This is a genomic window from Ralstonia mannitolilytica (genome assembly GCF_000954135.1).
Classification (GTDB): domain Bacteria; phylum Pseudomonadota; class Gammaproteobacteria; order Burkholderiales; family Burkholderiaceae; genus Ralstonia; species Ralstonia mannitolilytica.
This window is the reverse complement of record NZ_CP010799.1, coordinates 1,914,491-1,935,716: the sequence shown is the minus strand read 5'-3', so window position 1 is coordinate 1,935,716 and position 21,226 is coordinate 1,914,491. Positions and strand designations below refer to the sequence as shown.

The window sequence follows — 21,226 nt, the reverse complement described above, 5'->3', positions numbered from 1 at the left end:
AGAAATGCCATGACCATCACGCAACTCGCCGTCAACGAAAACCTCGCCGATACGCTGGTCGAGCGTTACATCGCCGCCTGGAACGCGACCGACGCCGCACAGCGCCGCACCCTCGTCGCGCAAACCTGGACGGAAAGCGCCACCTATGTCGACCCGCTGATGCAGGGCACGGGCCATGACGGCATCGACGGGCTCATCGCCGGCGTGCAGGCGAAATTTCCGGGGTTCCGCTTTGCGCGCGACGGCGGTGTAGACGTGGTGCAGGAGACGCTCCGCTTCCGCTGGACACTGGGCCCCGACGGGCAGGCGCTGGTCAAGGGCACGGATTTCGTCCGCATCGCAGACGGCCGCATGCAGGCGGTCACCGGCTTCATCGACCAGATGCCCGGCATGGGCGATGCGGCCTGAGCACGTGCCTTCGCCACAAGCAAACGCCCCGGCATGCCGGGGCGTTCTGCATTGACGCGGGACCGTGGCGCTCAGATCGTCAGCATGGCTTCCTGGCCGGCGTTGGCATTGCGCAGCCCCTGCGCCCACCCCTTGGTCGGTAACTTGAGCGATGCCTGCAGCACCGCCGCCCGCGCCTGCACGGCTTCCCAGCTCACCTGCAGCGGCGGGCCGTTGAACGCCAGCGCAATCACGTTGCCATCGTGCACTTCGGGGAAGACGAGCACGCGGTTGTCGAACGCATCGCAGATGCGCTCGATGTTGCGCGGGAAGCTGGTGTGGTCGCCGAACAGGTTGATCGTCATCACGCCCGGGGCGCGCAACACCTGTCGGCAAGCCTTGTAGAACGCCGGCGTATCGAGGACCGGACCACGCGCGGTGGCGTCGTACAGGTCCACCTGCAGTGCGTCCACGGTGCCATGGTGGTTCGCATCCGTGACCCAGTCATAGGCGTCCTGCTCGAGCACGCTCAGGCGCGCGTCGTCGAATGGCATGTGGAACATGCTGCGCGCGGCGACGATGACCGACGGGTTCAGCTCCACCGCCGTGACACGCGCCGGCGCGAGCTGGCGATGGCAGAACTTGGTCAGCGCCGCAGCGCCCAGCCCAAGCTGCACGACATGGAAATCCGGGCGGGAAGCCGGATCCAGAAACAGCAGCCACGCCATCATCTGCTGCGCATATTCCAGCTCGATCGCGTCAGGCTTGGACAGCCGCATGGCACCCTGTACCCACTCGGTGCCGAAGTGCAGATAGCGCACCCCCGACAGCTCCGAGAACGTGACCGGCGCAAAGCGCGGCGCCATGCGCTTCGGTGCATCGCCGTGGTCGGCACGCTCTTCGCGCTTGGCGCGAGCCGGACGGCGCGAGGCCACGGCCTCGATGGATTTGCGTTTCAACAGCGTCATGAATGGGATCAACGGGAAGAGGACTGGGCGGCGGCCGCACGCTGCAGCCATTCGCGATTGTGGTCTTTGGCGTAGCGTGTCCAGTGTTTGGCGTCGCGCAGGATGTCATCGAACAAGGCTTGCGCGCGCTGCTTGTCGGCATCGTTGTCCTGCGCGCGCAGCCATTCGCCGAAGAGACAGCGGGCGGCCGCGTCGTTGCCACACGTGAGCGCCTGCTCGAACGCTTCGCGGGTATTCGGCGCGCCGGTGGCGGCCAAGGCACGTGCGTACAGCAACGTGGGATCGGGCTGCTGGCGTGCAATGCGATGGACCTCGAACAGCTTCTCCAGCGTGTCCTTGGCGAGTGCCGCGTCGCCGGTGGCGGACTGGGCGCGCGCCAGGCCGAGCAACAGAGCCGGGTCCGAGGCAAACGGGCCCGTGGCGGCCTGCTCGAAATGCTCGCGCGCCTCCTTGGCGTTGCCGGCTTGCAGCAACGCCTCGCCCAGACGCAGGCGGTGCTGCACGGTCGGCGCGCGATCGAAATCAATGCGCGCTTCGCGCACGGCGCGGTTCGGGTCGATCAACTGGGTGACGGCGCGGCCGGCCACGCGGGCGCCGCGCGAATGGCGAATCTCCGGCAGGTAAATGGCGAAGAAATACACCACACTGCCCAGCAGCGGAAACACAAACAGAATGAACAGCCAATACATGTTCTGGTTGCTGCGCACACAGTGCACGGCAAAGAACAGCGCAACGATGACGTGAAACCCGATTCCGAAGAACGACATATCAGGAGCCCGATGACAGAACACGCCGACGCACCGCCGGCCACGGGCGCGATTGTGACAGATGAGCCGATGAAGCAGAAAAACGCTGCCCGGGCTTGCGCTGCCGGCGTACTGCCACCGCCGGGTGATTCAATCGCGGCCGAGATAGTCGAACTTGCCGATCTCCACGCCGTTATGACGCAGCAGCGCATACGCCGTGGTCACGTGGAAGTACAGATTCGGCAGCACAAAGCCGCGCAGGTAGTCCAGGCCGTTGAAATGCAGCTCGCGCGTCGGGCTCTTGAGCGTGATGGCGCGGTCTTCGCTGCCCTCAAAGGCTGCGCGGTCGATGCTGTTGACGAAGGCCAGCGTCTTGGCGATGCGTGCCTTCAGTTCGGGAATCGTCGCCTCGTCATCCGGATACGAAGGCACCTCGGTGCCGGACAGGCGCGCCGCCCCACCCTTGGCCATATCGCACGCAATCTGTACCTGGCGCGTGAGCGGGTGCATGTCGGGCGCCAGGCGCGCGTTCAGCAGGTTGGCCGGGTCGAAGTTCCGGGCCTCGGCATGAGCCGCGGCCTTGTCGAGCAGGGCCGACAGGTTGCCCAGCATGCGATTGGCGGTTGGCACCAGAAACGCATACATCGACGGGGTCGTCATCAGGTTCTCCTCGGGTAGCAAAAACGGGGACAGCGGCGGACGCGCTTCAGCCCGCGTTGGCGTCGTCGCGCACCGGCAGTGCGGTCGAATACTTGATCTGCTCCATCGCGAACGAGGCGCTGACGTCCGACAGCGGCACGGCCTTGATGAGCTGCTTGTACACGCGGTCATAGTCTTCGATGCCGGTGACCGCCACGCGGAGCAGGTAGTCGATATCGCCACTCATCCGGTAGACCTCGACCACCTCCGGCATGTCGCAGACCACCTGTGTGAAACGCTGCGCCCATTTCTCCGTGTGCTGGTCGGTGCGCACGGCAACGAACACGGTGGTGCCGACGCCGAGCTTGCGCGCGTCGCACAGCGCCACCTGCGCGCGGATGACGCCGGTCTCCTTGAGCCGCTGCACCCGCTTCCAGCAAGGCGTCTGCGAAAGATTCACGCGCTGCGCCAGTTCGGCAATGGGCAGCGTCACGTCGGCCTGCAACAACCTCAGCAGCTCGCGGTCAATGGCGTCCATGGCTCTCAAAAATGGTTTCTTCAGATGGCACATTCTAAGGAATTATTTTCCTGACAAGCCGAATTCTGCAGGCCATTTTGAATTATTTTTCCTGCGTGCCCGCCGTATCATTTCCTCGACCGAATGCCTCCAGAGAACGAAATGACCGATCGCAACACGCCGCACTACCTCGACTACGCCGCCACCACGCCGGCTGACCCGCGCGTGATCGCCGCCATGATGGCGTGCCTCGGCATCGATGGCGCCTTCGGCAACCCGGCATCGAGCTCGCATGCAACCGGCCGGCTGGCGCGCGACAAGGTCGAGCGCGCCCGCGAACAGGTGGCCGCGCTCATCGGCGCGGATGCGGACGAGATCATCTGGACGTCCGGAGCCACCGAATCCAACAACCTCGCACTGAAGGGCTACGCAGACACCGCGACCGCGAAGCGCCATCTCGTCACCAGCCGGATCGAGCACAAGGCCATCCTCGACACGATGGCGAACCTGTCGACGCGCGGCTGTTCCGTCACGTACGTGGCGCCGACTTGTTCCGGGGAAATCACGGCCGAGGCCGTCGCCGCGGCCATCGGCCCGGACACAGGGCTCGTCTCGCTCATGCTGGTGAACAACGAGCTCGGCACCCTGACGGACATCGGCGCCATCGCGCAGATCGTGCACGCCGGGGGCGCGCTGCTCCATGTCGACGCGGCGCAGGCGCTCGGCAAGACGCCCATCGACGTACGTGCGCTCGGCATCGACATGATGTCGATGTCCGCCCACAAGGTGTACGGGCCCAAGGGCATCGGCGCGCTGTATGTCCGGCGCGACATCGCAGAGCGCATCGCACCGCAGATGCACGGCGGCGGACACGAGCGCGGGCTGCGCTCCGGCACGCTGGCCACGCATCAGATTGTCGGCATGGGCGTCGCGTGCCAGCTGGCGGCAGAAGACCTTGCGAGTGAGACGGCTCGCATTGCCGCGCTCAGCGAGCGGCTGAAAACGTCGGTGCTGGCGCTCGGTGACGTGGTGCATAACGCTGGCACGACGCAGCGCATTCCGCACACCTTGAGCCTGACGGTCAATGCGCCGGGCTTCTTCCCGTTCATGCTGGGTGACACGCTCGCGGTGTCGTCCACCTCGGCGTGCAATTCCGCAGCCGGTACGCCATCGCATGTGTTGTCGGCCATTGGCCTGGACGCAGCGGCCGCGGGCCGCACGGTGCGCATCAGCCTCGGCCGCTTTACGACCGGGCACGACATTGACGCGGCCATTGCCTGCTTCCGCCAGGCCATCGAGCAATGCCGGGCCACGGCATCGAGCGGGTTGGCCGCCTCGCGGCAGATCGTGCCGGCAGACCTGAAAGCCATCCGCGATGCGGGGTTCCGCTCGGTCATCTGCAACCGCCCCGACGGCGAAGGCGACGACCAGCCGGCCTTCGCGGAAATCGCCGCGGCTGCCCGCGAACTGGGGCTGGAAGCGCGCTACCTGCCCGTGGAGCCGAACCGCATCGGCGATGCGGAAGTCGATGCGTTCGGCGCCTTGGTCGATGCATTGCCGAAACCGATCCTGGCGTACTGCAGGAGCGGCAACCGCGCGAGCGTGCTGTGGAACCGGCTGGCGGATCAGCGCCAAGCCCGGTAGGCGCAGCGGTTCACACTCGATGCGCGCTGTCCGCCCGGCGCCGTTTACTCCACCCAGTTGACTTTCGGGAAACGGCCGGCGAACGCCTGTGGCATCGGCACGACCTTCTTTGCCACGTAGTCGAAGAACACGAAGCCGGACTTGGCCATGGCGATCAGCGTGTCGTCGGCCGGACGCGTGATGCGGAAGATGATGTCGCCGCCGTACTTGTTGAAGTCCATCACGCCAACCTCGAACAACAGCTGGTCGCGCGCATGCGCTTCGTTGCGGTACATGGTGGCGAGATCGGTCACGATGATGCCGGCGCCCTCATGGTTCACGTCCTCGCTGGCAAACTCGTAAAGGAACCGCGCCCGCGCCTCGGAGATCATCGAGATCATCGAGTCATTGGCAAGATGGTTGGCCGCGTTGATATCGGTCACGCGCACGGTGAGGTGGGTGCCATAGCAGAATTGGTCGGCGGGCAGATCGAGCTTGAGACGGGCCATCGTGGAATCGGCAGGAAGGAAATGAGCGCCGCCCTGACGGGGCGGGCGGCAAGGCGCTCATCATACGCGCCGGCCTGCGCGTTGCACGATGCGCTGCCGACGCAACCGTGCGAAGCCCCAGCCGCGATCCCTGCATGCGCTCGAACGTGTCCGCGTTCGTCATCACAGCGGGCGACCAGGCCCGACGACGTGCCACACCGTCTGCATCTTGCGTTGGCGCAGTCCCCCCGTGAACGCGCATACCATGTCGCCCTTGGGATGCGTGCAAAAAAAAATCGGGCCTGTTTTGCAAATGCTTCCCGGCCCGTCGATGAACAGTTGTGCAAAGGTCGGTGTCGCTTAGCGCGGGCTCGTGCTCGTGGCGCCCGTGCCTGCTCCGCTCGCGCTGCCGCTTGAGCTCGTGCCGGTGCCATATCCCGGTTGAGACATCGAGCCCGTCCCTGGCGTCACGCTCCCGGAGCCTGCAGCCGAGCCCGTTCCGCTACCGGCGGCAGTACAGCCGGCGAGAACGCCTGCGATGACGAATGCGAGCGCACTGATTGAAGTTGTCTTGCTCATGTGGTCCTCCATCTTTCGGGTGATCAGCCTTCCCCAGAGCACGCACGTGCAACGCCTGGAGGGCTGTGACGACCGACGAGCAAACGACGTTCCAACGCACCCGCACGGTACGTAAAGACGACCTCGCCCCGTTGGAGGAGTGAGGACGAACATCGAGGGTTGGACATGCTGATGGAACATGCACTGCACCCGCGCACGAGGTGGATCGGCATGACAGGGCAACACGGGCGGCCCGTTGCGATGGCGACTGCGCTCGTTGCCTTGGCTGTACTAGCCCAGACGCCGCTGCATCGATGACAGCGTGCCTGGATCGTCAGCCCGGCATATCGAGCCATCGCCGCAGCGTCCGCCAGACGTGCAGCTTCTCGGCGTACGGAACGGTATAGGCGGGGCTACTGGAAGGCAGCCGCAGGATGTGATGCCGATCACCATGCCGCCCGAGCGCCTTCACACCCATGCGCTCGGCCGTCCCGCCATTGAAGGCAATCGCAACCAGGTTCGGTAGCGATTCGATCAAGCCCACCAGATCATTGCCGGCGTGGTCGCGGATCTTGCTGTCCAGGCTGCCCTCGCGCTTGGCTTGCGCCACCACGTCCCACAGGCCGATGCGATGTGCCAGGAGCGTTTGCAGGCGCGCGGCGTAGTCCATGCCCGGCAGATCTTCGCCGATGACGTCACCGACGAGCCGCCAGAACTGGTTGTGCTTGTAGGCGTAGTACTGCGATTGCGCAAGCGATGCCTCGCCGGGCAGGCTGCCCAGGATCAGCACGCGCGTGTGCGCGTCGACCACGGGCGGAAAGCATCGCTTGAGCGTCACTGCGACAGTACGTCGATCAGGCCAGCAGGCGGTTCACGCGCTGCACATAGGCAGCCGGATCGGCCAGCGCGCCGCCTTCGGCCAGCAACGCCTGGTCGAACAGCACATGCAGGCGATCCTCGAACGCGGCGCGGTCCTGCTCATTGCCGGTCACGGTTTCCAGCAGCGCCAGCTTGCGCACCAGCGGATGCGTCGGGTTCAGCTCCAGCACCGGCTTGGTCTCGGGCGCCTTCTGCCCGGCCTGCTTGAGCAGGCGCGCGAGCGTGCCGCTGATGTCGCCTTCATCGGCTACGAGGCACGACGGCGAGTCGGTCAGGCGGTGCGTCACGCGCACGTCCTTGGCCTTGTCGGCAAGCACTGCCTTGGCGCGCTCGACCAGCGCCTTGAACTCGCCCTCCACCTTGGCGTGCTCGGCCTTCTCGGCTTCGTCTTCCATGGCGCCGAGGTCCAGATCGCCGCGCGCCACCGACACAAGTTCCTTTCCTTCAAACTCGTGCAGGAACGAGAGCATCCACTCGTCCACGCGATCGGTCAGCAGCAGGACTTCGACGCCCTTCTTGCGGAAGATCTCGAGGTGGGGGCTCGATTTGGCGGCCGTCCAGCTCTCGGCGGTCACGTAGTAGATCTTGTCCTGGCCTTCCTTCATGCGGCTGACATAGTCGGCCAGCGAGACGGTCTGGACGCTGTCTTCGTTGTGCGTGGAAGCAAAGCGCAGCAGCTTGGCAATGCGGTCCTTGTTGGCGTGGTCTTCGCCGATGCCCTCCTTGAGCACCTGGCCGAAGTTCTGCCAGAACGTGGCGTACTTTTCCTTCTCGGCGGCGTCATCCGACTCGGCCATCGATTCGAGCATGCCCAGCACGCGCTTGGTCGAGCCCTCGCGGATGGCCTTCACGTCGCGGCTTTCCTGCAGGATTTCGCGCGAGACGTTCAGCGGCAGGTCGGCCGAATCGATCACGCCCTTCACGAAGCGCAGGTAGCCCGGCAGCAGCTGCTCGGCGTCGTCCATGATGAAGACGCGCTTGACGTACAGCTTCAGGCCGCTGCGGCGCTCGCGGTCCCACAGGTCGAACGGCGCGTTGGTCGGGATGTACAGCAGCTGCGTGTATTCGCTGCGGCCTTCCACGCGGTTGTGCGTCCAGGCGAGCGGCTTGCCGTTTTCGTGCGCGATGTGCTGGTAGAACGCGACGTACTGATCGTCGGTCACGTCGGCGCGCGGGCGCGCCCACAGCGCGCTGCCCTGGTTGATGGTTTCCCATTCGTCCTGGGCAACCATCGCCTTCTTCTCTTCGTCCCACGTTTCCTTGCGCATCTGGATCGGCAGGGAGATGTGGTCCGAGTACTTCTGCACGACCGACTTGATGCGCCAGGCATTGAGGAAATCGTCCTCGCCCTCGCGCAGGTGCAGCGTAATGGTGGTGCCGCGCTCGGCGCGCTCGATCGTGTCGACGGTGAATTCGCCGTCGCCGGCGCTTTCCCAGCGCACGCCTTCATTGGCAGGCACGCCCGCGCGGCGCGATTCCACCGTCACCCGATCGGCCACGATGAAGGCCGAATAGAAGCCCACGCCAAACTGGCCGATGAGGGCAGCGTCCTTCTGCTGGTCGCCCGAGAGCTGGCTGAAGAACTCGCGCGTGCCGGAACGGGCGATGGTGCCGAGGTTGCGGATGGCCTCGTCGCGGCTCATGCCGATGCCGTTGTCGGCAATGGTGAGGGTGCGCGCGGCCGCATCGAAGCCGATGCGGATGCCGAGCTCACCGCCGCCCTCCAACAGCTGGGGGTTGGCGATGCCCTCGAAGCGCAGCTTGTCCACGGCATCCGAAGCGTTGGAAACCAGCTCGCGCAGGAAGATCTCCTTGTTGCTGTACAGCGAGTGGATCATCAGGTGCAGAAGCTGCTTCACCTCTGCCTGGAAAGCCATCGTCTCGTGCGGTGCGCTCATGTGTGTGATGTGCAAAAAGTCAGTGAAAACGAAAGCGAAGCGGGCTCCACGTCGCGTATGCCCGCGTGAATTTGTGTCGCTAGATAGGGCGTCCGGCCTCAATTTCAAGAGCGGCGTTCGGTTTGCTGCCGTCCTTCTGCCTGGTCTGTCTGGTCATGTTCGTGGCACTTGCTGCCTGGAACGGGCGAAAGCACCGGCGTACATATGCAACTTCAGCCCTTTTCCAGCTGCTCGGCCAGGAAGCGCAGCATGTCGGGGTCCCCGCTGGTGGCGATGTTGAAGCGCATCCACGTGGACGGCATCTGCGACGGCGAAAACAGGCTCCCGGGCGCAAACACGTAGCCTTGTTCGTGCCCGGCGCGGGCGATGGCGTTGGTGTCCTGCCCTGTGTCGGCCCACAGGAACATGCCGGCGCCCTGCTGCGCAAAGAGTTTCAGACCCATGCGCTCCAGATTGCGCTGCACGCCGTCGCGGGCCCGATCCAGTCGGCCGCGCACCCGTTCGACATGCTTGCGGTACTGCCCTTCGGTCAGGATCTTGTACAGCACGCGCTCGTTGATCTCGGGCGTGGCAAACCCGGTGAGCAGCTTGGCATCGGTCAGGTTCTTGGCCAGTTCCGGATGGCAGGCGATGAAGCCCACGCGCAGGTTCACCGCCAGCGTCTTGGAAAAGCTGTTCAGGTAGATCACGCGGCGCAACTGGTCGAGGCTCGCCAGCCGCGTGGCCTGATAGCCGGGCGGGGCAAGGTCACCGTAGATGTCGTCTTCCACGATCAAGAAGCCGTATTGCTCGGCCAGCCGCAGCAACTGGAAGGCCTTGGCCGCCGACAGCGACGTGCCTGTCGGGTTGTGCAGGATCGAGTTGATCACCAGGAGCTTGGGGCGGCGCGCCTGCACCAGCCCTTCCAGCGCGACGAGGTCCGGCCCCTCGGTGGTGTAAGGCACGCCGATCACCTGCGCGCCCTGCGCAGCGAAGCGGCCGAACATCAGGAACCACGCCGGATCGCCCACGAGCACCGTGTCGCCCGGCTGCACGTACTGGCGAGCGATGAGGTCGAGCGACGCGGTGATCCCCGAGGTCACGACGATCTGTTCGGGCCGCGCCCCGATCTCGAGTTCCGCCAGCCGGGTCTGCAACTGCTGGCGCAGCGGCAGAAAGCCCTGCGGCGTGCCGAGCGACAGAAACTGGTTGCCGTTCAGCCGTCCGAGCGAACGCAGTGCATTGGCGATGAGTTCGCCGTCCAGCCAACCGTTGGGCAGGAAGCCGACGCCCGGGGCCTTGCGCGGCTCGGCCGAGTGGAACATGTTGCGCAGCAGCCAGGTCACGTCGATCTTGCGCGCCGTCGCCGGCGGTGGGGGCGGCTCCTCCGGCAGCGGCGTGTGGCGCTCCTTGACGTAGAAGCCGGACCCGCGACGCGACTCCAGATACCCCTGCGCCACCAGCCGCTCATAGGCCTCGACCACGGTGAAGCGCGAGATGCTCTTCTCCTGCGCCAGCTGCCGGATCGACGGCATGCGCATGCCGGCCCGAAACACACGCTCGTCGATGCGCATGCGGGCCCATTCGGTCAGCTGGTCCACCAGCGTCATCTGCGCCGAAGGAATCGGGTCGGGCAACTGCTCCGCGGCCGGACGTGCCGCCGGACGGCGGGCGTCCAGGCTGATGATGTGAGAGGAACCGGTCATGATGGAAGGGCCGAAAACTGTACCGAGAGCGCCACGATAAAGTGTACAGGTACTGTACAGACGCACTTCGTTACCATCAAGGTCGGACTTTCGCCCCCACGCTACGGAGCACCGCCATGCCGACGCTGAAGCGCTTTGACGAAGACGCCTACCGCACCACCTGCGACGCCACCGTCGTCGCCGTGCATGCCGATGGCATCGAGCTGGACCAGACCGTGTTCTACGCCCGCAGCGGCGGCCAGGCCGGCGACACCGGCGTGCTGGTGCTGAGCGACGGCCAGACCGTGGCGATTGCCGACACGGTCTACAGCCCCGATCGCCAGACCGTGCTGCACGTGCCGGCCGAAGGAACAGACCTCGCCCGGATGGCGCCCGGCACGGCCGTCACCGCCACCATCGACTGGGAGCGCCGCCACCGCCTGATGCGGCTGCACACGTGCCTGCACCTGCTGGGCTCGCTGATTCCGGTGCCGGTCACGGGCTGCGGTATCTCGCCGGATTCCGGCCGCATCGATTTCGACCTGCCCGAATCGACGCTCGACCGCGACACGCTGACCGCGCAACTGAACGAGCTCATCGGCCGCAACACACCGGTGCGCATCGACCTCATCACACCCGAGGAACTGGCCGAGCAGCCGGAGCTCGTGCGCACCATCGGCGCGGCGCCCCCGGCGGGCGCGTCGGCCATCCGCATCATCCACATCGACGGCATCGACCGCCAGCCGTGCGGCGGCACCCACGTGCGCGCCACCGGGGAAATCGGCCGCGTGGTCGTCACGAAGATCGAGAAGAAGAGCCGGCAGAACCGCCGGGTGGCCGTGGCGTTTGCCGATTGAACAGCACGCCATGACCAGGCCCGCCTCCCTGCCCCTCGCGCGTGCCCCGGACCACGCTGAACGCCGCGGCATGCTGCTCGGCTTCATCGGCGTGGCCATCTTCAGCCAGACGCTGCCGTTCACGCGCATGGCCGTCGCCGAGCTGGACGCCACCTTCGTGGCGCTGGCGCGCGCGGTGCTGGCGAGCGCGCTGGCGCTGGCGCTGCTGGCCGCAACGGGCGCCTTCTCCGTCGCCAGACGCCCGCGGGGCCGCCAATGGTGGCAGCTGGCCGTGACGGCGATGGGCGTGGTGGTGGGCTTCCCGCTGTTCTCGTCGCTGGCGATGCAGGACGTGCCGGCCGCGCACGGCGCCATCATCACGGGCCTGCTGCCCCTGGCCACCGCCGTGTTTGCGGTGTGGTTCGGGCGCGAGCGGCCGTCCGTCGCGTTCTGGCTGTGCGCGGTGATGGGCAGCGCGCTCGTCGTTTCCTTTGCGCTGCTGCAAGGTGGGGGAGCCCTGCACCGGGCGGACTGGCTGCTGTTTGCCGCCATGGTGATGGGCGCGCTCGGCTATGCGACGGGCGGCAGGCTCTCGCGCGAGCTGGGCGGCATGCAGACCATTGCCTGGGCGCTGGTCATCTCGCTGCCCGTGCTGTTGCCGATGGTGGGCGCGCTGGCGTGGCTGCCGTCCACGCACCAGGCCGAGGCGCTGGCGCACGCATCGGCCCGCGCATGGATGGGGCTGGCATACGTGTCTGCGTTCTCCATGTTCGTCGGCTTCCTGTTCTGGTATTCGGGCCTGGCCGCGGGCGGTGTGGCCCGGGTCGGCCAGATACAATTGCTGCAACCCTTCATGACGCTCATTGGCGGCTGGCTGCTGCTCGGCGAGTCGCTGGATGCGCCCACGGCGCTGTTTGCGCTGGCAGTGATTGCCGTGGTCGGCATCGGCCGGCGGACGTCCGTGCGCCGCTAGCGTCATCCGTCCGATTTTGCTCACTGCTTCAACACAAGGAGTCTTCATGTCCGCCACGCACGACGCCCAGGCCAAGCTCAAGCAACTGGGTATCGAACTGCCCGCCGCCGGCGCCCCCGCCGCCGCCTACGTCATGGCCGCGCAGACCGGCAACCAGGTGTTCCTGTCGGGCCACATCGCCAAGAAGGACGGCAAGCCGTGGGTCGGCAAGCTCGGCGCCGACATGACCACCGAAGAAGGCAAGGCCGCCGCGCGCGCGATCGCCATCGACCTGATGGCCACGCTGTCGGCCCACCTGGGCGGCGACCTTTCCCGCGTCAAGCGCATCGTCAAGGTGATGAGCCTGGTCAACTCCACGCCCGACTTCACCGAGCAGCACCTGGTCACCAACGGCGCGTCGGAACTGCTCGCCGAGGTGTTTGGCGAGGCCGGCAAGCACGCCCGCAGCGCGTTCGGCGTCGCGCAGATTCCGCTGGGCGCGTGCGTCGAGATCGAGCTGATTGCAGAAGTCGCCTGAGCACCGCTTCGGGCCGGCAAGGCCGGGCCGTTGCCTGCTATCCTCCCCGTTTTGCCCACCTGTGGCGCCTGCTCACGAGGTGGGCGCTGCGCAACACTAGGACCACACCATGGACCACGCTTCCTGTACCTTCTCCAGCCGCGCTCAGAAGCTCACGAGCTCGGCGATCCGGGAAATCCTCAAGATCACCGAACGCCCCGAGGTGATTTCGTTTGCCGGCGGCCTGCCTGCCCCGGTCACCTTCCCGGTCGAAGCGATTCAGGCGGCGTGCGCCCGCATGTTTGCCGACAACCCGCAGGCGTCGCTGCAGTACACGCCCACCGAGGGCCTGTCGACATTGCGCGAATGGATTGCCCAGCGCCACGGCACGACGGCCTCGCGCGTGCTGATCACCACGGGATCGCAGCAGGGCCTGGACCTGCTGGGCAAGATCTTCATCGACCCGCAAAGCAAGGTGCTGGTCGAAACGCCCACGTATCTGGGGGCGCTGCAGGCGTTCTCGCTGTTCGAGCCGGCCTATGCGTCCGTGCCGACCGACGACAAGGGCCTGCTGCCCGACGCCCTGACGCCCGAACTGGCGGCCGGCGCACGCTTCTTCTACACGATCCCGAATTTCCAGAACCCGACCGGCCGCCGCCTGCCGCTGGACCGCCGCCACGCCCTGGTGGCCCGTGCGAAGGAACTCGGCGTGCTGCTGGTGGAAGACGACCCATACGGCGAACTGAGCTACACCGGCGACCAGCTGCCCTCGCTGCGCTCGCTCAACCCGGACGGCGTGATCTACATGGGCTCGTTCTCGAAGATCCTCGCGCCGGGTATGCGCCTAGGCTACATCATCGCGCCCGAGCCCATCCACTTCAAACTCGTGCAGGCCAAGCAGGCTTCCGACCTGCATACGCCCAGCTTCACGCAGCGCGTGGCATACGAAGTGCTGAAGACCGGGCTGCTCGACTCGCATATCCCGACGATCCGGGCGCTGTACGGCAAGCAGTGCGAAGCGATGCTCGAATCGCTCCAGCGCCACATGCCGGCCGGCGTGCACTGGAACCGCCCGGAAGGCGGCATGTTCATCTGGGTGGAAGTGCCCGAGGGCATCGACACCATGACCTTGCTGGAAAAGGCCGTCGCGCGCAATGTGGCGTTCGTGCCCGGTGCGCCGTTCTATGCCAACGCGCCGCGTCGCAATACGCTGCGCCTGGCATTCGTGACGGTGCCGCCGGAGCGCATCGAACAAGGTATTGCGGTGCTGGGCGAACTCATCCGCGCAGAAATCGCGGCGCTCACGCCGAAGGCCGCCTAAATTTACGTCACGACTTGAGAAAGGAGCCGTCGTCGATGTTGCGGATCTGGGGAAGACTCTCTTCGGTCAACGTGCAGAAAGTGGTCTGGTGCGCGCATGAGCTGTCGCTGGACCACGAGCGCATCGACGTCGGCGGCGCCTTCGGAGGCGTCAACACACCCCAATTCCTGGCAATGAACCCGAACGGCATGATCCCCGTCATTGAAGACGGCCTGGACGATGCCGGCGACAGCCGCTTCGTGCTGTGGGAATCGAACGCCATCGTGCGGTATCTGTCGGCGCGCTACGGCCCGGGCACGCTGTATCCGCTGGAGTTGCACGAACGCGCCGATGCCGACCGCTGGATGGACTGGCAGACCACGTCGTACAGCCCGGCGATGGTCGACGCGTTCATGCAACTCGTCCGCACGCCCGAGGATGAGCGCGACGCCGAACGCATCGAGCGCTCGCGCAAGTCGGCCGAACGCGCAACGGCCATCCTCGACACGGTGCTTGCCAAGCAGCCCTACGTAGCCGGCCAGCGCTTCACCATGGCCGACATTGCCTGCGGCTGCGCCACGCACCGCTGGCTGGGCTTGCCGATGGACCGCCCGTCCCGTCCCAACCTCGAACGGTGGATGGCCGAGCTGCGCGATCGGCGTGCAGCGCGTTCAGTGCTCGCGCTGCCGGTCGTGTAAGCGGCCCCCAAAGCAACTGCGGTAGCATCACCCACCGCGCACGGCACCCGGGCCGGCGCGGTTTTTTTTCGTTTTCACCGAGGGAAACCCGGATGCCACTGAACCGCCCTTCCACCACCGTCGCCACCGTCCTGTGGGGTGCGCTGTACCTGGTTGCCGCCATCGTGTCGCATCGGCTGAACGGGCCGGTCGACATGACGGGCTATCTCTGGCTGCCGGCCGGCGTGACCATGGCTGCGTTCATGCTGCGGCCGTACCGTGAATGGCCGGGACTGGGCGCCGCGTTTGCCGTGGCGCAGTTGGCGCTGGCGGCCATCGAGCGGACCAACCCCGCACACGCAATGCTGTTCGTGCTCGACGAGGCCGGCAGCGCAGCCCTGGCCGTGGCCCTGGTGCGGCTGGCGCGCGTGCCGCTCGAGGGCCTGTACTTCCTGCGCGCGATGCTGGCGGCCGGTGCGTTCAGCGCCCTGCTCGGTGCGCTGTTCGGCGCGGCATGGTTTGCGTGGTCGCAGGATGGCGCGTTCGGGCACGTGCTGCGCATCTGGGCGGCCTCGGACTTCCTTGGCGTGCTGATCGTCACGCCGGTGCTGGCCGCGTGGTCGCGCTTCCGCGCCTTCCGCTCGGGCGGCACGGACCGCACCGACTTCCTGCTCGGGCTGGCAGCGTTCATCGCGCTGGCGCTGTCGGCCTACCTGATCTTCGATGGCAACAGCGTCATGAAATTTGGCGCCGGCGTTGGCTTTGCGCTGACGTACGTGCCGCTGTTCTTTGCCGTGGTGGTGGCGCTGCTGTGGGGCGGACGCGGCGGCTCGCTGGCGGTGCTGCTGCTGACGTTGACGGCGCTGACGCAAACCGCCGAGGGCGACGGCCCGTTCGCCGTGCTGGACCAGCATTATGGCCAGTCGCTGCTGGAAGCGCAGCTGTATCTGGGCATCGCCGCGCTGCTGGTGCTGCTGGTGAGCGCGCTCAAGACCACGCGCGAGCAACTGCACGAGCAAAGCGCGCAATGGCAGAACCGTGTGGAACTGGCGCTGGCGGCATCGAGCCAGCTGGTGTACACCATCGACCCGGCCAGCGGCCGCATCGACTGGGGCGGCGACGTGGTGCTTGCCTTCGGGCACGACGCGGCCAGCATGGCCTCGGTGTCGACCGTGCTGCAGCTCGTGCATCCGGACGACCGTGATGCGCTGCGCGCACGCTGGCTCGGCGCGGCACCGCTGGACGATGAAGCGGCGACGCCCGCACGCCGCCAGACCCTGCGCATCACCGCCCGCGACGGCACGCTGCACACCGTCGTCGATACCGGCGGGCCGCTCACGGATGCAATGGGCAATACGGCGCTGGTGGCCGGCACGTGGTCGATTGAGACGGCGCTGTGACGATGCAGCGTGGCAGCACGGCGGTGCTGCTGATCCACGGCCTGGGCGGTACGGCCTATGACCTGGGCGTGCTACAGAAAGCGCTGCGCAGTGCCGGCGCGGCAACGCACGCGCCGACCCTGCCCGGACACGGCACGCATCCGCAGGACCTCGTCGGCACGGTGGCCGAAGCGTGGCTGGAAACACTCGCGCGAGCGTACCGCGAGCTCATTGCCGAGCATGCAACCGTACACATCGCGGGCATGTGCATGGGAGCGTTGCTGGCGCTCGTGCTGGCGCACCGTGTCCGCCACGGCATCGACCGGCCGCAGGACCGCCTCGCCTTGCTGGCCACGCCCATCCATATCGACGGCTGGTCGACGCCGTGGTATCGGGAGCTGCGGCACGCGGTGTATCGCATTCCCGGCATGGCAGCGCGCATGCGCGTGGAAGAAGACGAGCCGTTCGGCATCAAGAACCCACTGTTGCGGCGGATCATCAAGGCCAAGCTCGCGCGCGGCGACAGCTTCCACTACCCCTGGGTGCCGCTGGCCTGCATCCGGCAGGTCGACCGCCTGCGGCGCTGGGCACGGGACGCGGCGCCCGGCACGCGGTGCGAGACGCTCATCATCCACGCGCGCGAAGACGAACTCACCAGCCTGCGCTCCGCGCAGACGCTGCAGGCGGCGCTGCCCCGCGCGCGCACCGTGGTGCTGGAAAACAGCTACCACATGATCTGCGTGGACAACGACCGCGATCAGGTCGCAGCGGAGGTTCTCGGCTTCTTCGGCTTCGACCCAGCTGTAGGCACAGCCAGGCGCAAGAGCATCGCCACTGCCGAGTGATCAGGCCGCGGGCCCGCGCCCCGTCACCTCGTGCTCGTGTGCCGCATCGAGCCGGCGCTGCCGCTCGCTGCCCTCGAACACGCGCCGCACGACCACGAAGAACACCGGCACCAGGAACACCGCCAGCACCGTTGCCGTGATGATGCCGCCCAGCACGCCCGTCCCGATGGCCCGCTGGCTGGCCGATGCCGCGCCGCTCGCCATCGCCAGTGGCACCACGCCAAATGCAAATGCCAATGACGTCATCACGATCGGTCGGAAGCGCAGCCGCGCGGCCTCCAGCGTGGCTTCAATCAGGCCCATGCCTTGCGCCACCAGATCCTTGGCCACTTCGATGATCAGGATCGCGTTCTTGGCCGACAGGCCGATGGTCGCAATGAGCCCGACCTTGAAGTAGATGTCGTTGGGCAGGAAACGCAGCGTGGCGCCCAGCAGCGCCCCCAGCACGCCAAGCGGCACGACCAGCATGACGGCCAGCGGAATCGACCAGCTTTCGTACAGCGCCGCCAGGCACAGGAACACCACCAGGATCGACAACGCAAACAGCGCCGGCGCCTGCGCACCCGACAGGCGCTCTTCGAACGATTGGCCCGTCCACTCGTAGCCGAAGCCGTCGGGCAGCGCGCGTGCGATCGACTCCATCGCCGCCATGGCCTCGCCGGAGCTATGGCCGGGCGCGGGCGAGCCGGTGATCGTCATGGCGGGGAACCCGTTGTAGCGGTCGAGCTTGAGCGGCCCGACGACCCACTTGGCCGTGGTGAAGGCGGAGAGCGGCACCATCGCACCGGCCGCGTTGCGCACGTGCATGCGGCCGAGCTGCTCGACCGAGACGCGCTGCTTGCCGTCGGCCTGCACGATCACGCGGCGCACCTGGTTGCGGTAGACGAAATCGCCCGCATAGTCCGAGCCGAACATCACTGCGAGCGTGCGGTTGATGTCCTCGATCGACACGCCCATCGACAGCGCCTTCTTGCGGTCTACGTCGATCAGCACCTGCGGCGCATCGCCCTGGCCTGCAAACGTGACTTCGGCCAGCGCCGGGTGCTTCGCGGCTTCGGTGAGCATGCGCTCCCGTGCCTGCACGAGGCGCTCGTAGCCGGCGCCGCTGCGGTCCTGCAGGCGCAGGTCGAAGCCGGGCTTGCTGCCCAGCTCCGGCAGCGCGGGCGAGTTCATCGCCATGACGGTCGCGCTCTTGATCTTGCCGAAGGCGGCATTGGCGCGCTCGACCACGGCATCGACGTGCTGGTCAGCGCCGTTGCGTTGCTTCCAGTCCTTGAGCGTCAGGAACAGCATGGCCGCGTTCTGGCCGTTGCCGTACAGACTGAAGCCCGTGATGGCGAGCGTGGACGCCACCGCCGGCTCCTGCGTCATGAAGTAATGCTCCGCCTGCCGCACGACGTCGAGTGTCTGCGCCTGCGTGGCGCCGGTCGGCAATTGCACGATGGTCATGAACTCGCCCATGTCTTCCTCGGGCAGGAAGGCGGTCGGCAATCGCATGAAGAGCAGCACCGCCACGCCAATGACGGTTCCGTATGCGATGAGCGCGCGCCCCGTGCGGTTGAGCAGCCTGGCGACGCCGCCCTGGTAGCGGGCCGTCAATCGCGCAAAGCCGCGGTTGAACGCGCCAAAGAAGCCCTTGCGTTCGGCGCCATGCCCGTGCACGGGCTTGAGCACGGTCGCGCACAGCGCCGGCGTCAGCGTGAGCGCCAGGAAGGCCGAAAACACCATCGACACCGCCAGCGACAGCGAAAACTGCCGGTAGATATTCCCCACCGCGCCGCCAAAGAACGCCATCGGCACGAACACCGCCGTCAGCACCAGCGAGATGCCGACGATGGCCCCGCTGATCTGCCGCATCGCCTTGGCCGTCGCCTCGCGCGGAGAAAGCCCATCTTCATGCATCACGCGCTCGACGTTTTCCACCACCACGATGGCATCGTCGACGAGGATGCCGATGGCCAGCACCAGGCCGAACAGCGTCAGCACGTTGATGGAGAAGCCCAGCGGGAGCATCACGGCAAACGTGCCCAGCAGCGCGATGGGCACCACCAGCGTCGGGATGAGCGTCGCGCGCAGGTTCTGCATGAACAGCATCATCACCAGGAACACCAGCACCACGGCTTCGAGCAGCGTCTTGAGGACCTGCTCGATCGCGATGCCGACGAAACGGGAGCTGTCATAGGCGACCTCGTAGCGCACGCCGGGCGGGAAATGCGCCTGCGCTTCGTCCAGCACCGCGCGCACGCGCGTGGCGACGCCCACCGCATTGGCACCCGGCGCGAGCTTGATGCCGATGGTCGTCGCCGGCTTGCCGTTCAGGCGCGAGAGGTACAGGTAGTCGTTGCCGCCCAGCTCCACGCGCGCCACGTCGCGCAGCAGCACCATGCGGCCCTGCGCGTCGGCACGCAGCGGAATCTCGCCGAACGCCTCCGGTGTGGTCAGGCCGTCGTCGCCCGTCACGCTTGCGTTGATCGGCGCGCTGTTCGGCACCGCGCCACTGCCGATCTCGCCCACGGTGATGCGCGCGTTGTAGCGGCGCACGGCATCGCTCACATCCCCGGCGGTGAGGCCGAGTGCAGTCAGCTTGTCCGCATCGGGCCAGATACGCATGGCGTATTCGGCATCGAACAGCTGCGCGGTGCCGACGCCCGGCACACGGCGCAGTTGCGGGATCAGGTCGGACGACGCAAGGTCGCCCAGATCGATGCCGTCGAAGCGCCCGCGCTCGGCCGACAGCGACAGATACATCATGTAGTTCTCGGCCGCCTTCTCGATGCGGATGCCGTTGCGGCGCACCACTTCCGGCAGCCGTTCCTCGACGATCTTCAGCCGGTTCTGTACCTCCACCGCGGCAAGGTCAGGGCTCGTACCCTGCTTGAACGACAGGTTGATCGACACATTGCCCGCCGCATCGGACGACGACGACATGTACAGCAGCCCCGGCGCGCCGTTCATCTCGCGCTCGATGATGGCGGTCACGGCGCTTTCCACCGTGCGCGCGGAGGCGCCCGGATACGTGGCCGAAATGCTGACGTTGGGCGGCGCGATGTTCGGGTACTGCGCCACCGGCAGGCTCGGCAGCGCGAGCACGCCGGCCAGGATGATGGCCAGCGCAATCACCCAGGCAAAGACCGGGCGGTCGATAAAGAAGCGTGCCATGGTCAGCCCTTCTGCGGCTTGGCGCCCGTGCGCTCGCCTGTCGGCACCGGCTTGACCGCCATGCCAGCCCCCAGCGTCTGCATGCCGGGAATAGCGATACGTTCGCCGCCGGAGAGGCCGCTGGTCACGAGCCATTGGTCGCCGGCCAACGTTTGCGCAGTCACCGCGCGCATGGCCAGCGTGTCGTCGGCCTGCACGACGAACACCGATGCGCCGTGGCGATCGCGCTGCAACGCGCCCTTCGGGACCGCCACCGCGCCCTGCTGCACGGCATGCGACAGCCTCACGCGCACGTACATGCCCGGCAGCAGCAGGCCATCGGGGTTCGGCAGCACGGCGCGCATCGAGACGTTGTCCGTCGCGCGGTCCACAGCCAGGTCCGAGAACAGCAGCTTGCCCGGGCGCTCATAGGCCACGCCGTCGCTCAGGATGATCTGCACGCCGATGTCCTTGGCGGCCAGCGCGGCGGCCTGGCCGGTCTTGAGAGCGCGTTGCAGGGCCAGCACCTCGGCGGCGGGCTGCGCGAAATCGACGTAGATGGGGTCGATCTGTTCGACGGTGGTGAGCGGCGTGGCCGCGTCTTCCTTGACGAGCGCACCTTCGGTGACCTGGGCGCGACGCGAACGGCCCGTGATCGGTGCCGTCACGGTGGCGTAGCCGAGGCGCAATTGCGCCGTTTCCAGCGCAGCGCGCGCCGAGATGACTTCCGCCGCAGCCTGGCGCTCGGCGGCCTGCGCTTCGGCGTATTCGAGTTCACTGACGGCGTGCGTGGCGGCGAGGCCCTTGTAGCGCGCCGCCTTGTCACGGGCGATGGACAGCTGTGCCTGCGCACGGGCCAGCGCCCCTTGCGCGGCATCCACCTGCGCCTTGAGCGGTGCGGGATCGATGCGGAACAGCACCTGCCCGGCCTTGACGACCTGGCCTTCGTCATAGGTGCGCTTGAGCACGATGCCGTCCACACGCGCACGTACTTCGGCGGTGCGATACGGCTCGATGCGGCCGGGCAGTTCCGTCACCAGCGGAGCATCGGCGCGCTGCGCAACGGCAAACTCGATTTCCGGCGTGCCTGCCGGCCTGGCGGCTTCATCGGCATGCCTGCCGCACGCCTGCAGCGTGGCCAGCGCGCATGCGCACAGCAACGACGTGGACGAACGGACACCACGGGACAACACGGAGAACATCATGGGAGGGGGG

At 66.8% G+C, this 21,226-nt stretch carries 19 protein-coding genes; 9 read left to right on the top strand and 10 right to left on the bottom strand.

What is annotated here, in order from left to right; genetic code table 11:
- Nucleotides 1-9: 9 nt before the first annotated feature.
- Nucleotides 10-408, top strand: coding sequence for a nuclear transport factor 2 family protein (locus TK49_RS09205; protein ID WP_045786409.1), 399 nt, complete (start codon nucleotides 10-12; stop codon nucleotides 406-408).
- A gap of 71 nt (nucleotides 409-479) precedes the next feature.
- Here TK49_RS09205 and TK49_RS09200 read toward each other — a convergent pair whose 3' ends face one another.
- The 4 genes from TK49_RS09200 to TK49_RS09185 all read right to left on the bottom strand — a co-directional run bounded on the left by TK49_RS09200 (nucleotide 480) and on the right by TK49_RS09185 (nucleotide 3,278).
- On the bottom strand, nucleotides 480-1,355 hold the full coding sequence (locus TK49_RS09200; protein ID WP_045786408.1) for a spermine/spermidine synthase domain-containing protein: 876 nt from the start codon (nucleotides 1,353-1,355) through the stop codon (nucleotides 480-482).
- 8 nt (nucleotides 1,356-1,363) lie between these two features.
- Nucleotides 1,364-2,122, bottom strand: coding sequence for a tetratricopeptide repeat protein (locus TK49_RS09195; RefSeq protein ID WP_045786407.1), 759 nt, complete (start codon nucleotides 2,120-2,122; stop codon nucleotides 1,364-1,366).
- 129 nt (nucleotides 2,123-2,251) lie between these two features.
- Nucleotides 2,252-2,761 (bottom strand): DUF1993 domain-containing protein, encoded by a 510-nt coding sequence (locus tag TK49_RS09190; RefSeq protein ID WP_045786406.1) that lies wholly within the window; start codon nucleotides 2,759-2,761, stop codon nucleotides 2,252-2,254.
- Between the two features lie 46 nt (nucleotides 2,762-2,807).
- Nucleotides 2,808-3,278, bottom strand: a complete 471-nt coding sequence (locus TK49_RS09185; RefSeq protein WP_045786405.1) for an Lrp/AsnC family transcriptional regulator — start codon at nucleotides 3,276-3,278, stop codon at nucleotides 2,808-2,810.
- 141 nt (nucleotides 3,279-3,419) lie between these two features.
- Here TK49_RS09185 and TK49_RS09180 point away from each other — a divergent pair, with 141 nt between their 5' ends.
- Complete coding sequence (locus TK49_RS09180) at nucleotides 3,420-4,901, top strand: aminotransferase class V-fold PLP-dependent enzyme (RefSeq protein ID WP_045786404.1); 1,482 nt, start codon at nucleotides 3,420-3,422, stop codon at nucleotides 4,899-4,901.
- 44 nt (nucleotides 4,902-4,945) lie between these two features.
- Here TK49_RS09180 and TK49_RS09175 read toward each other — a convergent pair whose 3' ends face one another.
- From TK49_RS09175 to TK49_RS09160, 4 genes are all read right to left on the bottom strand, one after another.
- Nucleotides 4,946-5,389: a thioesterase family protein gene (locus TK49_RS09175; RefSeq protein ID WP_045786403.1), complete on the bottom strand. Its 444-nt coding sequence runs from the start codon at nucleotides 5,387-5,389 to the stop codon at nucleotides 4,946-4,948.
- 871 nt (nucleotides 5,390-6,260) lie between these two features.
- Complete coding sequence (locus TK49_RS09170) at nucleotides 6,261-6,764, bottom strand: DNA-deoxyinosine glycosylase (protein ID WP_045786402.1); 504 nt, start codon at nucleotides 6,762-6,764, stop codon at nucleotides 6,261-6,263.
- 16 nt (nucleotides 6,765-6,780) lie between these two features.
- A complete protein-coding gene (htpG, locus tag TK49_RS09165) occupies nucleotides 6,781-8,703 on the bottom strand; it encodes a molecular chaperone HtpG (protein WP_045786401.1) in 1,923 nt (640 codons plus the stop codon).
- A gap of 212 nt (nucleotides 8,704-8,915) precedes the next feature.
- Nucleotides 8,916-10,388 (bottom strand): aminotransferase-like domain-containing protein, encoded by a 1,473-nt coding sequence (locus TK49_RS09160; RefSeq protein WP_045786400.1) that lies wholly within the window; start codon nucleotides 10,386-10,388, stop codon nucleotides 8,916-8,918.
- Nucleotides 10,389-10,504: 116 nt separating this feature from the next.
- Here TK49_RS09160 and TK49_RS09155 point away from each other — a divergent pair, with 116 nt between their 5' ends.
- The 7 genes from TK49_RS09155 (at nucleotide 10,505) to TK49_RS09125 (ending at nucleotide 16,873) form a co-directional block, all read left to right on the top strand.
- A complete protein-coding gene (locus TK49_RS09155) occupies nucleotides 10,505-11,224 on the top strand; it encodes an alanyl-tRNA editing protein (RefSeq protein ID WP_045786399.1) in 720 nt (239 codons plus the stop codon).
- 10 nt (nucleotides 11,225-11,234) lie between these two features.
- On the top strand, nucleotides 11,235-12,176 hold the full coding sequence (locus TK49_RS09150; protein ID WP_045786398.1) for a DMT family transporter: 942 nt from the start codon (nucleotides 11,235-11,237) through the stop codon (nucleotides 12,174-12,176).
- A 46-nt stretch (nucleotides 12,177-12,222) separates the two neighbouring features.
- Nucleotides 12,223-12,693, top strand: a complete 471-nt coding sequence (locus TK49_RS09145; protein WP_045786397.1) for a RidA family protein — start codon at nucleotides 12,223-12,225, stop codon at nucleotides 12,691-12,693.
- A 109-nt stretch (nucleotides 12,694-12,802) separates the two neighbouring features.
- On the top strand, nucleotides 12,803-13,993 hold the full coding sequence (locus TK49_RS09140) for an aminotransferase-like domain-containing protein (RefSeq protein WP_045786396.1): 1,191 nt from the start codon (nucleotides 12,803-12,805) through the stop codon (nucleotides 13,991-13,993).
- 35 nt (nucleotides 13,994-14,028) lie between these two features.
- Nucleotides 14,029-14,670 carry a glutathione S-transferase family protein gene (locus tag TK49_RS09135; RefSeq protein WP_045786395.1) on the top strand — a complete coding sequence of 214 codons (642 nt, stop codon included), beginning with the start codon at nucleotides 14,029-14,031 and terminating at the stop codon, nucleotides 14,668-14,670.
- 92 nt (nucleotides 14,671-14,762) lie between these two features.
- Nucleotides 14,763-16,049, top strand: a complete 1,287-nt coding sequence (locus TK49_RS09130) for an MASE1 domain-containing protein (protein ID WP_045786394.1) — start codon at nucleotides 14,763-14,765, stop codon at nucleotides 16,047-16,049.
- Between the two features lie 2 nt (nucleotides 16,050-16,051).
- A complete protein-coding gene (locus TK49_RS09125) occupies nucleotides 16,052-16,873 on the top strand; it encodes an alpha/beta hydrolase (protein ID WP_045786393.1) in 822 nt (273 codons plus the stop codon).
- Here TK49_RS09125 and TK49_RS09120 read toward each other — a convergent pair whose 3' ends face one another.
- Both TK49_RS09120 and TK49_RS09115 read right to left on the bottom strand, forming a co-directional pair.
- On the bottom strand, nucleotides 16,874-20,032 hold the full coding sequence (locus TK49_RS09120) for an efflux RND transporter permease subunit (protein ID WP_045786392.1): 3,159 nt from the start codon (nucleotides 20,030-20,032) through the stop codon (nucleotides 16,874-16,876). It abuts the gene before it with no gap.
- Between the two features lie 2 nt (nucleotides 20,033-20,034).
- Complete coding sequence (locus TK49_RS09115) at nucleotides 20,035-21,216, bottom strand: efflux RND transporter periplasmic adaptor subunit (protein WP_045786391.1); 1,182 nt, start codon at nucleotides 21,214-21,216, stop codon at nucleotides 20,035-20,037.
- Nucleotides 21,217-21,226 lie beyond the last annotated feature (10 nt).